The following is a 12,452-nucleotide window of genomic DNA, read 5'->3' on the forward strand; positions in this document are numbered from 1 at the left end:
GCTTTGGCGGCGGGTGTGCTCATGGCGGGCTTTCGGTGGGTTGCAATGAAGAATCTCTGGGATGGATTCTGTTTGAACCGATATTCTGAATAAATGACCAAACTTGCATTTAACTAATCCATTAACTGGATTAATGGCCGCCACAGGCGTAGCATCCCGCTCATGGACAAACTCAAAGCCATGCAGGCCTTTATCCACATTGCCGAGCAAGGCAGCCTCACGGCCGCGGCCCAGGTCATGGAGTCCTCCTTGCCGGCCATGGTGCGCACGCTGGCGGGTTTTGAGGCGCAGCTGGGCGTGCGGCTTTTCAACCGCACGACGCGGCGCATCTCGCTGACCGAGGAAGGCCGGCGCCACCTGGAAAGCTGCCGCCAGTTGCTGGCCGCGCTGGCCGATGCCGAGTCGGCACTCTCGGCCGACGCGGCCGAACCCGCGGGCCAGTTGACCATTACCGCGCCCATGCTGTTCGGGCAAATGCATGTGGCGCCCGCCGTCACGCGTTTTGTGCAGCAGCACGAGAAGATGCGCTGCTCCATGGTGCTGCTGGACCGCGTGGTCAACCTGCTGGAAGAAGGCATAGACGTGGGCATACGCATAGGCGAGCCCGAGGACTCCAGCCTGGTGGCGCAGCAGGTGGGCCAGATACGCCGCCTGGTGGTGGCCAGCCCGGCCTGGCTGCGCCGCCACGGCGTGCCCCAACATCCGAAAGACCTGCTCAAGGCCAACTGCGTGCGCGTGACCGACCATTCCCCCACATGGGGCCCGTTCATAGACCAGGGCAAGCCGCTGCGCCTGGCGGTCAGTGGTAATCTGGAGTTCAACCAGATCGCGCCGGCCGTGGCGGCCTGCGCGGCGGGCGCGGGTTTTGGCTCGTTCCTCTCTTACCAGGTGGCGCCGTATTTGCAGACCAAACAGCTGCGCACCGTGCTGGAGGAGTTCGAGCCACCGCCTCGGCCCATCAACATTGTTTACCCGCACGCCCGGCTGCTGCCCATGCGCACGCGGGTGTTTATTGAGTGGATGAAAAAGGAACTCAAGGAGTTCCAGCCTTGAGGGACGGCATTCAGGCACCAGGTAAGAGAAGAAGATACGAAGGAACACAGCGCATGCAGACATTTGACTTTGACCTCTTTGTGATCGGCGGCGGCAGCGGCGGCGTGCGCGCCGCGCGCATGTCGGCCCAGCGCGGCGCGCGCGTGGGCCTGGCCGAGGTCGCGGCCATGGGCGGCACCTGCGTGAACGTGGGCTGCATCCCGAAAAAGCTTTACAGCTACGCCGCCCACTACGGCGACAGCTTTGAGGAGTCGCATGGCTTCGGCTGGGTCGGCGAGAAGCCGGTGTTCGACTGGGACATCCTGAAAGCCAACCGTGCGCGCGAGATCTCGCGGCTTAACGGCGTGTATGTGCAGTTGCTCGAAAGCGCGGGCGTGAAGATCATCAAGGGCTGGGCCCGGCTGCTCGACGAGCACACCATCGAAGTCGACGACCGGAAGTTCACCGCCAAACACATCCTGGTGTCCACCGGCGGCACCCCCACCGTGCCCGCGCTGCCGGGCCGCGAGCATGTGCTGACCTCGGACCATATGTTCGACCTCAGCCCTTTTCCCAAACGCCTGATGGTGGTGGGCGGCGGTTACATCGCCTGCGAGTTCGCGTCCATCTTCAACGGCCTGGGCTCGGAAGTGACGCAGGTGCACCGCCGCGACATGCTGCTCACGGGTTTTGACGAGGACGTGCGCCGCTTTATCGCGGCCGAGATGGGCAAGACCGGCATCACGCTGCGGCTCGGCAGCGAAGTGAGCGCCATCACCAAGACCGACACCGGCCTGCAGGTCGAGTTCAAGGACGGCGCCGCCGGCCTGGAAGTGGACGCGGTGCTTTACGCCACGGGCCGCGTGCCGAATGCGAACGGCATAGGCCTGGAAACCGTGGGCGTGGCGGTCAACGCCGCCGGCGCGATACAGGTCAACGAGCACTACCAGACATCGGTGCCCTCGATCTATGCGCTGGGCGACGTGACGGCACGCATGCAGCTGACGCCGGTGGCGCTGGGCGAAGCCATGGTGGTGGTGGATCAGCTCTTCGGGCCGGCCGCCGGCAAGAAGCCGCGCAACATGAGTTATGAGTTTGTGCCGACCGCCGTCTTTACGCATCCCAACATCGGCACCGTCGGTTATTCAGAAGCCGACGCGCGCGCCAAATTCGGCAAGGTCACGGTGTTCCGCGCCGACTTCAAGGCGCTCAAGCACACGCTGAGCGGCAGCACCGAACGCACGCTGATGAAGCTGCTGGTCGAAGACGCCACCGACCGCGTGGTGGGACTGCACATGGTGGGCCCGGACGCCGGCGAAATCGTGCAGGGTTTGGCCGTGGCCATGAAGGCTGGGGCGACCAAGGCGGTTTTTGACAGCACGATTGGGATTCACCCCACCGTGGCGGAAGAGTTTGTGACGATGCGGGAGCCAGTCAGTACCTAGTGCTGTGTTTGATCCTCGGGTGAAATAAATCGATGGTTCGTCGCTTGAGTTTCACAAAAACGAAGCGATACACTAACGAACGGGCGCGATGCACGCACAGTTCTGTCCTCGATCATCCAGGAGCGCAAGCAACATGGGTAGTTTGATTTTCAACATCCAGAATTTGATAAGGTTCGTCGCATTCAGTGCAACCGTTGCGGCTTGTACATCTTCCTGGGCGCAGCTTAATCCTTTGTGCAAGGCGATGATGAGCAAGCGCTCATATGACGAAGCCGTCAGCCTGATTGCCCAAACAAATGACGTCAACATCGGGTGCAACTCGTCGGGCTCTAAAGTAGCCCTGCCATTGGATTTTGCGATCGAGAGCGCCGCGATCAACCCTATGGCACCGGATCTTGCCGCATTGCTGTTGGCCAAGGGCGCGATGGTGGGCGGCTACCGCAAGGATGTTTTTTTCTTTCGCGATCCGAAACGCCAGCAGGAGTTCGACACCAAGCCGGCCGGAGTCCCGTTTGCAATCACTCCCGAAGAGACACAGTACACGATGTACACGTGGAAGACGTACATCGAGAAGCAGGCCGAAATCTCAAGACAGGAGTTCCTTGAACGCGCACGGCAGCAGGATAGGGAAACAATCGCCGCATTCGGGAAAGTTTTGTTGAGCGTGGCGCGTTCCGCCGCGGCCAACCAGGCACTCAAGCACGGCGGCCTCAGCGCGGTGCCTCAGGCAATTGACAATCCATCGGCAAGAAGCGCAATACCTGTCGCGCCGTAGCCGGCACAGCCGTCGACATACGTTGACTCCTCGAATACCCGTGTGGCAAAGCTAGATGGTTCTTTGGCGACCGCGGGCGGATATCCGGGCGGGAGCGGATACGCAGGCAGTTCGCCAGGCAGCTCACGCCCGAAAAAGCTTTATCCGCTGGTCCGGCATTCCACCTATCCGACGCTTGGCAACACCGAGCAAGAGGCTTGCGCAAATGCAACGAAGAAAATCGATGAGCATATTGCGAATGGACGCTGGGAACGATCATCAATAAATACTAGTCAGCATCCGGGTCTTCCGGCGTGTCGGCATCGGGTTCCCGGTCCTTCAGGCGTTCATCCAGGCGTTTGCGAATAGACCCGGCCTCATCCAGAAACTGCGCCACCGGCACCGCGGGCGCTACGCGCAATGAAGGCGGGTACAGCGTGGACAGGTAAAGCTTGTTGGACAGGCGTTTGTTCTGCAGCCAGTTGGTGCCCAGCAAGGCCACCGTGCCGAGCACGGCGATGCCGGCCACCAGCGCGGCCAGGCCGCGGCGGCGCTGCGGCGCGATGACGGTGAGGTGCACATAGATGCCGGCGGCGGCGCCCAACAGCAGCATCAGGCCCTCAAAGCGCGCCAGGCTTTCGAGCGAGAACATAAAGGCCAGCAGGCCGGCCAGGGTGGACACCGCCTGCACCGCGAGCGAGCTGAAGCAGGCGATGCGCACATGGCGCCAGAACTGCAGGTGGCCGGTGAACAGCTTGGTTGCCAGCGCCCACAGCCCGGCCCAGACGCTGACCGCCAGGACCACCCCGCCCAGCAGGCCGGGCAGTTGCCGCGCAAGCTGCGAAGGCTCGGTCAGCGTGAGCCAGGACTGGCCCAGCACCAGGGCCAACATGCCGGCCAGGGCCAGCAGTGTCCAGCCGGTGGTGCGCCAGGGGAAATGCGGCAGCAACTCCTCGGCCGCCACCGGCGCCTCGGCCAGGCGCAGGCCCAGCTTGAGACGGCCCAGGGCCAGCGCCTCGCCCGCCGGCCAGTCGAACTGCGCACCCTGGCCATGGCGGGCGCGGCCCAGGGCCACGCCGTTGACGCTGTCCAGCACCTGCACGCTGACGCCGCCTTCGGGCGTGCGGCTGATACGCAAATGCTCGCCGGCCACGTGGCTGTCGTCCAGCACCAGGTCGCATGTGAGCGCGCGCCCCACGGTGACGGGCCAGTGCCGCACTTCGAGGCGGCCGACCAGGGCGCCGGTTCGGTCGGTGGCCTGCAGCAGGCCCAGGATAGGGGTGGCGCTCATTTGGCGGCCTCCCACTTGAAGCCGGCGAGGTAATGCGCGACCAGCTTGAGGCCGTTCTCGAAACTCACGCCCTGCGCATCCATGCGGCCCTGCACGCCGCGCGTGGACTGGTTGACCGACATGGTGAGCACCGACACGTCGTAAAGCCCGGTCAGCTTGCGGTAGGCGCTCATGCAGACCACGGCGCGCATGGGCATGCCGCCGGTCTCGACGAAGCGTTCCGAGCATTCGGCGGGCGTGGCCTTGCGCGAGCCGCGTGTGGCGAAGTATTCATTGCCAAAACTTTGCGAATACATCGCGGAAAAGCGCAGCGGCCCCAGCTTGGGCGCGTTGTAGGCCTCGTAGCGCAGGCGTATGTAGCCGGTGTTGAAGTCGCCGGCGTACACATGGCTGTCGATCTGGCAGTCGGTGCGTTCCAGGTCGAAGGCCTTGAAGTCGGGTTCGCGCCCGCGGCCCCAGCAGCGGGCCAGCGCGTCGTCGGGCACCGGCACACTGTAGCCGCCGTGCTTTTGCGCGGTCAGGGGTTGGGCGGTGAAACGCTGCGTCAGCAGGGCCTGGTGCTCGCCGAGCTGGCGCGCGACCTCGGCGTGCGCGGGCTTGGTGATGGGCTGGGCCGTGGCCGCCCTGGCCAGCAGGGCCTGGGCGAATTCGGCGGGGATCAAAAAGCTCAGCAAGTCGCCGTCCAGCCGCTTGGAGACATTGACGCCGACCACCTGGCCCGCGTCGTCAAGCGCCGGGCCGCCGCTCATACCGGGGTTGAGCGCGCCGCCGAAAAAAATGCGCGGGTAAAAGCTGCGCTGCACCAGGCCGTTGTAAGTGCCTTCGGTGACGGCAAAACCTATGTCCAGCGGGTTGCCCAGCGAATAGATGCGCTCGCCGCGCGCCAGCGGGCGGTCGGCGCCGCGAAAGGCCAGCTGCGGTGTCGCGCCCGAGGCCGGCGTCTTCACGCGCAGCAGAGCCAGGTCGTTGCGCACGTCAAAGGCCAGCAGCTCGACCTCGGCCTCCTTGCCGTCCACCGGCACATAGACGCCGCGGTAGCGCTCGGGCTCCAGCGCGAGCTGGCTGGCCACGTGGAAGTTGGTGATGATGAGGCCGTTGGGCGAGACAAAAAAGCCCGAACCCACGCTGGCCTGGGTGTTGGAGTTGCGCAGCAGGGTGCGTATCTGCACCAGCTTGTCGCGCGTGGTCTCGTAAGCGCGCTGGGCGTCGCGGGAAATCTGGGCCGGCGCCGCGGCGGCGCCGCGCGCAGGCGCGGGGGCCTGGGCATGGACGGCCTGAAGGCACAAAGCCCCCAGGAGAACGAAGGCGCCCCACATCGCGCACGACGGCCCAAAGAGTTGCCCAAAGGGCCTGGAATAAGTCATCGACGCATTCTAGGGTCTGAAGATGAAGAACGGCTTCCGGGGAGTTGCCGCACAATGGCAACATACACAGTACACCCCCTACACAGCAGAAAGACAGGCCAGCCCTTCATGCCCTATCTCCCTCCCTTTATCGCCCCCACCCGTTACAGCGACCCGGCCGCAGCACTGGCCCAGGTCCGCGCGATTTACGACCAGCAGATCGCCCATTTGCGTGACGCGATGCAGCGTTACGTGGCCGGCGAAACCCTGCCAGGCCATGTGCGCGCCTGCTACCCTTTTGTGCGCATACACACCGACACGGTGGCGCGCGCCATCCTGGAGACGCCGGACATCGCTCAGCTGAGCTTCGGTTTTGTGGCCGGGCCCGGCCGCTTTGAAACCACGCTGACGCGGCCCGATCTTTTTGGCAACTATTACCTCGAGCAATTCCGCCTGCTGATGCAGAACCATGACGTGGAGCTCGAAGTCGGCACCAGCGCGCAGCCGATTCCCATCCACTTTTCGTTCGCGGAGAACGACCACATCGAAGGCAGCATGACGGCCGCGCGCCGCATGCTGATGCGCGATGTGTTCGACCTGCCCGACCTGAGCGCGATGGACGACGGCATCGCCAACGGCACTTACGAGCCCCTGCCCGGCGAGCCGCAGCCGCTGGCGCTGTTCACCGCGGCGCGCGTCGACTATTCGCTGCAGCGCCTGCGCCACTACACCGGCACTTCGCCGCACTGGTTCCAGAATTTCGTGCTGTTCACCAACTACCAGTTCTACATCGACGAGTTCGTGCGCCTGGGCCACGAGGCCATGGCCGACCCCAACAGCGAATACATCGCCTTCATCGAACCCGGCAATGTAGTGACCCGGCGCACCGGCCTGCCCGCCGCCGAGGGCGACGAGCTCGGCGTGCCGCCGCCGCGCCTGCCGCAGATGCCGGGCTACCACCTGCTGCGCGCCGACCACAGCGGCATCACCATGGTCAACATCGGCGTGGGCCCAGCCAACGCCAAGAACATCACCGACCACATCGCCGTGCTGCGCCCGCACGCCTGGGTCATGCTGGGCCACTGCGCGGGCCTGCGCAACAGCCAGCAGCTGGGCGACTACGTGCTGGCACACGGTTATGTGCGCGAAGACCACGTGCTGGACGAGGAGTTGCCGCTGTGGGTGCCGATTCCGGCACTGGCCGAAATCCAGGTCGCGCTCGAAAAAGCCGTGGCCGACGTGACCCATGCGGTCGGGCCCGACCTCAAGCGCATCATGCGCACCGGCACCGTGGCCTCCACCGACAACCGCAACTGGGAGCTGCTGCCGGGCAACCAGCCGCAGCGCCGCTTCAGCCAGAGCCGCGCAGTGGCGCTGGACATGGAAAGCGCGACCATCGCGGCCAACGGCTTTCGCTTCCGCGTGCCCTACGGCACCCTGCTGTGCGTGAGCGACAAGCCGCTGCACGGCGAGATCAAGCTGCCCGGCATGGCCAACCACTTCTACCGCGAACGCGTGGACCAGCACCTGCGCATAGGCATACGCGCCATCGAGCTGCTGCGCGCCGAGGGCATCACGCAGCTGCACAGCCGCAAGCTGCGCAGTTTTTCGGAAGTGGCTTTCCAGTAAACCGGGCCATGACCCCAGCGCCCCTCGTCCAGATCCGGGAAGCCACGCACGATGTCGTGATCGACATGATGTACGCGCGGCCCGACAACTTCACCGGCCAGGTGATCTACGGCCACAAGCTCTGCTTTCTGCACCCCGAGGCCGAGGCCTGCCTGCGGCGCGCGGTGGCGGGCGCGCGCGCCTTTGGCTTCAAGCTCAAGATTTTTGACGCCTTCCGCCCGCACGAGGCGCAGGAAGCGCTGTGGGCGGTGCTGCCCGTGCCAGGTTATGTGGCCGACCCGGCCAAGGGCTCCAACCACACACGCGGCGTGGCGGTGGACCTGACCCTGCTGGACGACCAGGGCCATGAGCTGGACATGGGCACGCCGGTGGACACCATGACGCCAGCCTCGCACCACTTCTACGCCGACCTTTCGGCCGCGGTGCAGCTCAACCGAATGAAGCTGCTGACCATCATGCTGGAGGCCGGCTTTGTGCACCACCCCGTGGAATGGTGGCATTACCAGCTGCCCGAGGCCAAGGAGTTCGAGCTGGTCAGCAGCGCGGTGTTTGCCGGCTGCCTGGACGCCGCGGCCTAAGCGCCGGGCTTGAGGGCTTCACCGCCCTGCGTGATCTCGGCCCGCATCGTCGGCAGGAACTGCGGGTACTCGCGCTGCATGAAATCCACCAGGGCCTCGCGCACCTTGCAGCGCAAGTCCCAGTTCAGGCCCGAGTTGCCCGAGGTCACCAGCACGCGCAACTGCATGCTGCGCTCGCCGGCTTCCACCACCTGCAGCAGGCACAAACGCTTGTCCCATTCGGGCGCGGCTTCGCAGGCGCGGCGCGCGGCCTGGCGCAGCGGCTCCAGCGGCATGCGGTAGTCCACCCACATAAACACCGTGCCTATGATCTGGGCGCTGTTGCGCGTCCAGTTCTGGAAGGGGTTCTCGATAAACCACTGCAGCGGGATGATCATGCGCCGCTCGTCCCAGATCTTGAGCACCACATAGGTACCGGTAATTTCCTCGACGCGACCCCACTCGCCCTGCACGATGAGCACATCGTCGATGCGCAGGGGCTGGGCCAGCGCCAGCTGCAGGCCGGCGATCAGGTTGCTGAACACCGGCCGGGCCGCGATACCGGCGACGATGCCGATCACGCCGGCAGAGGCCAGCAGGCTGGCGCCCAGCTGCCGCGCGCCCGGGAAAGTCATCAGCATCAGCGACAGTCCCGCCACCAGCACCATGAAGCCGGCGGTGCGCGCGAGCAGCCGCGTCTGGGTGTGGATGCGGCGCGCATTGAGGTTGTCTTCGACCTCGACCGAATGCTGGCCGATCACGCCTTGCGCCACGCCGTCGATGGCGCGCAGGGCCAGCCAGGTCAGGGTGGCCAGCAGCAGCAGGGCATTGCCGTGGCGCACCTGGTAGATCAGCGGCAGCGCATCGGGCGCCGCCTGCCAGACGGCCTGCAGCGCGATCAGGGGCAAGGCGAAACGCGAGGGCCGCCAGCTGCGGCGCGCCACCGCGCTGGAGATGGGCAGCTTGCGCGTGAGGCGCCAGATCACCGCGGCGCCGACGCGGTGCACCACCAGGGCCAGCACCACGGCCACGACGGCCGAGAACAACACGCGCCAGGCGGTGTCTTCCAGGAGATGAAGATCGCCGATATTCATCCGTGGAAAGCTTCTTTCAACCGGCCTTGCGCGGCCGGACCAGGGCCGCGGCGGTTTTGGCGTTGATGCGCGCGGTTTCGACGTCGGCATCAAAGGCCAGCGCCACGCCCATGCGGCGTTTCACAAAACTCTCGGGCTTGCCGAAGAGGCGGATGTCGGAGTTGGGCACGCGCAGCGCCTCGGCCACGCCGTCGAAGACGATGCCCTGGGCATCGACGCCGCCGTAAATCACGGCGCTGGCGCCCGGGCTCTTGAGCGCGGTGTTGACCGGCAGGCCCAGGATGGCGCGCGCATGCAGCTCGAACTCGTTCTGCCATTGCGTGCACATCGTCACCATGCCGGTGTCGTGCGGACGCGGGCTCACTTCGCTGAACCAGACGTCCTCGCCCTTGACGAACAGCTCCACGCCGAACAGGCCCTGGCCGCCCAGGTTGTCGGTCACGGCCTTGCAGATCTCGCGGCATTTTTGCAGCGCGGCGGGGCGCATGGGATGCGGCTGCCAGCTTTCCACATAGTCGCCGCTGACCTGCACATGGCCTATGGGTTCGCAGAAATGGGTTTCCACCTTGCCGTCGGCGCCCAGGGCGCGCACGGTGAGCTGGGTGATTTCATAGTCGAAGTCGATAAAACCCTCGACGATCACCCGGCCATGGCTCACGCGGCCACCGGCCATGGCGTAGTCCCAGGCTTTTTTCACGTCGGCGGGGCCGGAGATCTTGCTCTGGCCCTTGCCCGAGGAGCTCATCACCGGTTTGACGACGCAGGGGTAGCCGGTGGTCGAATCAATCGCGGCCTGCAGCTCTTCCAGCGAATCGCAGAACACATAGGGGCTGGTCGGCAGGCCTAAAGTTTCGGCGGCCAGGCGGCGTATGCCTTCGCGGTCCATGGTCAGGCGCGCGGCGCGGGCCGTGGGGATCACGCGCACCGTGCCGGCGGCTTCGAGCTCCTCGAGCATGGCCGTGGCAATGGCTTCGATCTCGGGCACGACCAGGTCGGGCTTTTCTTTTTCGATCAAGGCTTTGAGCTGGGCCGGGTCGCTCATGGTGATGGTGCGTGCGTGGTGGGCCACCTGCTGGCCGGGCGCGTTCTCATAACGGTCGGTGGCAATCGTCTCCACGCCCAGTCGCTGCAGCGCGATCAGCACCTCCTTGCCCAGCTCGCCGGAGCCGAGCAGCATGACTTTGGTGGCGTGGGGGGACAAGGGGGTTCCGAAAGTTGTCATAGATATAGGTATGGGTAAGCGCCAGGGGGAAGTGGGGAGGGAAGCGGCGGCCGCAGGGGCAAGCACCCGCGCACCGCTTGGGCTTACTTTACTGCACTCGTCCGGCGCCGCCGGGTAGGACGGCTGCTTGCTTTGCCCTTGCCCTGCAACGGACATTGCCGTCAGATGATAATTATTCTCAATAAGAAACCTGAGGGCCAAACGGCAGCCAATGCGCGGTCCCTCCTCTTGAAAGACAACATGTCCGCCACACCCGCCACACCCGCTTCACCCTCCACTTCGGCCGCTACCCCTGCACCCGAGGCCGCACCGCGCAAACGCCGTCCGCCGCGCCGCGTGCAGGTCACCCGCGTGCAGACCTTGAGCCCGCTGATGCGCCGCATCACGCTGCAGGGCGCCGAGCTTGAAGGCTTTGAGGTCAACGACCCGGCCTGCTATATGAAGCTGATATTTCCCGAGCCCGGCCAGACCGAGCCGGAGCGCCCGTTGCCCGACGGCCCCAGGCCGAAGTCCATGCGCACTTACACGCCGCTGGCCGTGCGCGCGGACGCACATGAGGTCGACGTCGACTTTGTGCTGCACGGCGACGGCCCCGCATCCACCTGGGCCGCGCAGGCGCAAACCGGCCAGGTGCTGTTCTTGATGGGGCCGGGCCCCGGCTACAAACTCGCGCTGGACGCGCCGGTCCACCTGCTGATAGGCGACGACAGCGCCCTGCCCGCGTTTGAAACCATCCTGGCCGCCTTGCCCGCCAGCGCACAAGCACAGGTGCTGGTTGAAGTGGTGGACGCAGCCGAAAAACGCCCGCTGCACAGCGCCGCGAACGTGGACGCCCGCTGGGTGGCGCGCGGCGCCGACAACAACAAGGCCGGCACCGCGCTGGAAGCGGCCTTGCGCCAGGCCGGCGCGCCCGCTGCGGATGCCCGCATCTATCTGGCCTGTGAGGCCGCGGCTATGCGGCGCCTACGCCAGTTGCTGATTGAAGAGCTGGGTGTGGAGCGTAGCCGCATTGTGGGGCGCGGTTACTGGAAGCTGGGGACGGTGAACCATCCGGACCATGATTACGGTGAGGATTGAGCCGGTGAGTCCTGCAGGGCTGCATGCAACAAGGCATCGCGGCCGGCCTTGGGCACAGTGACTCGATGAGTGAGGCGCTATGACCTGTTGCGATACCGGGCAAGAAACAACACCCCCGGGAAAGATGCCAATTCTCTGGCAAAAAGCAGGGACAAATATGAGCCAGCGATTGTTTGTGCCGATGCCAATTCCTCGTAAAACCATAGCAAGCAGAAAAGCGCCGGCACCGAAATCCAATGTACGGCGAAAGATGCCTTTCCGAATGTCGATGAAACCAATGCTCGCTTAACGTCTGTAGATGTTTTGGTTACCAAGAACGTGTCCGGCGAAGAATGCATGGCAAGAGATTGCAGCACCCCGACAGCAAATCCTATCAACGCGAATAGATAAATCACCTGCAAAGCCGGGGCTTTTCCAATCGAGAAGCTAGCGATAGTCAGTAGGCCCCACAGAAGAATGAACAAGCCGTTAGTTCGAACTGTGAGCGTCTTATGCATAGGCCTCGGACTAGACAGGTGGTTGCGGTAGCCCCGTCTTCTTGATGGAACATAGGAGAGCCATCGTAAGCGACGCAGGAGCGAGGCGTCAAAATCTACCCCGCCTGCCTCGCATAGCTGACGGTGAGCATCTCCCACTGGTGGCCTTCGGGCTCGTTCCAGTAAACACCCTTGCCGCCGAACTGCGTGTCGACCTGATGGTCCATGGGCCCGCGCACCGTACTGCGATAGGGAATGCCGGCCGCCTGGATGCGCGCCAGGATGGCATCGAACTCCTGCGGGCTCACACGAAAGCAGAAGTGCTGGACGGGAAAGTCTTCGTCGGTGTCGATAAAGTCCAGCGTCAGGCCTTCGTTGACATAGACGGCGGAGAACGGCCCCAGCGCCGTGGGCGCCCAGGGTACGCCCAGCAACTCCGCGAGCTGCCGGGCCGAGGCCACCTTGTCGCGGGCCGAGACGATGGAATGGTCGAGTTCAATGGTCATAGAGGTCTCCCTATGGGGAAACCGCT

11 protein-coding genes are annotated in these 12,452 nt (G+C 64.7%); 6 read left to right on the top strand and 5 right to left on the bottom strand.

The window, feature by feature from the left end:
- Window positions 1-162: 162 nt before the first annotated feature.
- The 3 genes from ACEN8I_RS15775 to ACEN8I_RS15785 all read left to right on the top strand — a co-directional run bounded on the left by ACEN8I_RS15775 (window position 163) and on the right by ACEN8I_RS15785 (window position 3,252).
- Entirely contained in the window at window positions 163-1,053 is an 891-nt protein-coding gene (locus ACEN8I_RS15775) for a LysR family transcriptional regulator (protein ID WP_413329454.1), read from the top strand.
- A 53-nt stretch (window positions 1,054-1,106) separates the two neighbouring features.
- Window positions 1,107-2,477, top strand: coding sequence for a glutathione-disulfide reductase (gene gorA, locus ACEN8I_RS15780; RefSeq protein WP_413329455.1), 1,371 nt, complete (start codon window positions 1,107-1,109; stop codon window positions 2,475-2,477).
- 133 nt (window positions 2,478-2,610) lie between these two features.
- Window positions 2,611-3,252 (top strand): hypothetical protein, encoded by a 642-nt coding sequence (locus tag ACEN8I_RS15785; RefSeq protein WP_413329456.1) that lies wholly within the window; start codon window positions 2,611-2,613, stop codon window positions 3,250-3,252.
- Window positions 3,253-3,520: 268 nt separating this feature from the next.
- Here the strand turns inward: ACEN8I_RS15785 and ACEN8I_RS15790 are convergent, their stop codons facing one another.
- On the bottom strand, window positions 3,521-4,522 hold the full coding sequence (locus ACEN8I_RS15790) for an FHA domain-containing protein (RefSeq protein ID WP_413329457.1): 1,002 nt from the start codon (window positions 4,520-4,522) through the stop codon (window positions 3,521-3,523).
- Complete coding sequence (locus tag ACEN8I_RS15795; protein ID WP_413329458.1) at window positions 4,519-5,886, bottom strand: S1 family peptidase; 1,368 nt, start codon at window positions 5,884-5,886, stop codon at window positions 4,519-4,521. The genes ACEN8I_RS15790 and ACEN8I_RS15795 overlap by 4 nt, the downstream gene beginning before the upstream one ends.
- 108 nt (window positions 5,887-5,994) lie before the next feature.
- On the opposite strand from ACEN8I_RS15795, the gene ACEN8I_RS15800 reads away from it, so the two are divergent.
- Together ACEN8I_RS15800 and ddpX are read left to right on the top strand one after the other, a co-directional pair.
- A complete protein-coding gene (locus ACEN8I_RS15800; RefSeq protein ID WP_413329459.1) occupies window positions 5,995-7,494 on the top strand; it encodes an AMP nucleosidase in 1,500 nt (499 codons plus the stop codon).
- Between the two features lie 8 nt (window positions 7,495-7,502).
- Window positions 7,503-8,072 carry a D-alanyl-D-alanine dipeptidase gene (gene ddpX, locus ACEN8I_RS15805; RefSeq protein ID WP_413329460.1) on the top strand — a complete coding sequence of 190 codons (570 nt, stop codon included), beginning with the start codon at window positions 7,503-7,505 and terminating at the stop codon, window positions 8,070-8,072.
- Here the strand turns inward: ddpX and ACEN8I_RS15810 are convergent.
- Window positions 8,069-9,145 carry a mechanosensitive ion channel family protein gene (locus ACEN8I_RS15810; protein ID WP_413329461.1) on the bottom strand — a complete coding sequence of 359 codons (1,077 nt, stop codon included), beginning with the start codon at window positions 9,143-9,145 and terminating at the stop codon, window positions 8,069-8,071. The two genes, ddpX and ACEN8I_RS15810, sit on opposite strands and share 4 nt — an antisense overlap.
- Before the next feature lie 16 nt (window positions 9,146-9,161).
- Window positions 9,162-10,367: a formate-dependent phosphoribosylglycinamide formyltransferase gene (gene purT, locus ACEN8I_RS15815; protein ID WP_413329462.1), complete on the bottom strand. Its 1,206-nt coding sequence runs from the start codon at window positions 10,365-10,367 to the stop codon at window positions 9,162-9,164.
- Window positions 10,368-10,607: 240 nt separating this feature from the next.
- On the opposite strand from purT, the gene ACEN8I_RS15820 reads away from it, so the two are divergent.
- On the top strand, window positions 10,608-11,444 hold the full coding sequence (locus ACEN8I_RS15820; protein ID WP_413329463.1) for a siderophore-interacting protein: 837 nt from the start codon (window positions 10,608-10,610) through the stop codon (window positions 11,442-11,444).
- A gap of 592 nt (window positions 11,445-12,036) precedes the next feature.
- Here the strand turns inward: ACEN8I_RS15820 and ACEN8I_RS15825 are convergent.
- Window positions 12,037-12,426: a VOC family protein gene (locus tag ACEN8I_RS15825; RefSeq protein ID WP_413329464.1), complete on the bottom strand. Its 390-nt coding sequence runs from the start codon at window positions 12,424-12,426 to the stop codon at window positions 12,037-12,039.
- Between the last annotated feature and the right edge of the window lie 26 nt (window positions 12,427-12,452).

It is taken from the genome of Polaromonas sp. CT11-55 (genome assembly GCF_047303325.1).
In the GTDB taxonomy this organism is placed as follows: Bacteria; Pseudomonadota; Gammaproteobacteria; order Burkholderiales; family Burkholderiaceae_C; genus Polaromonas.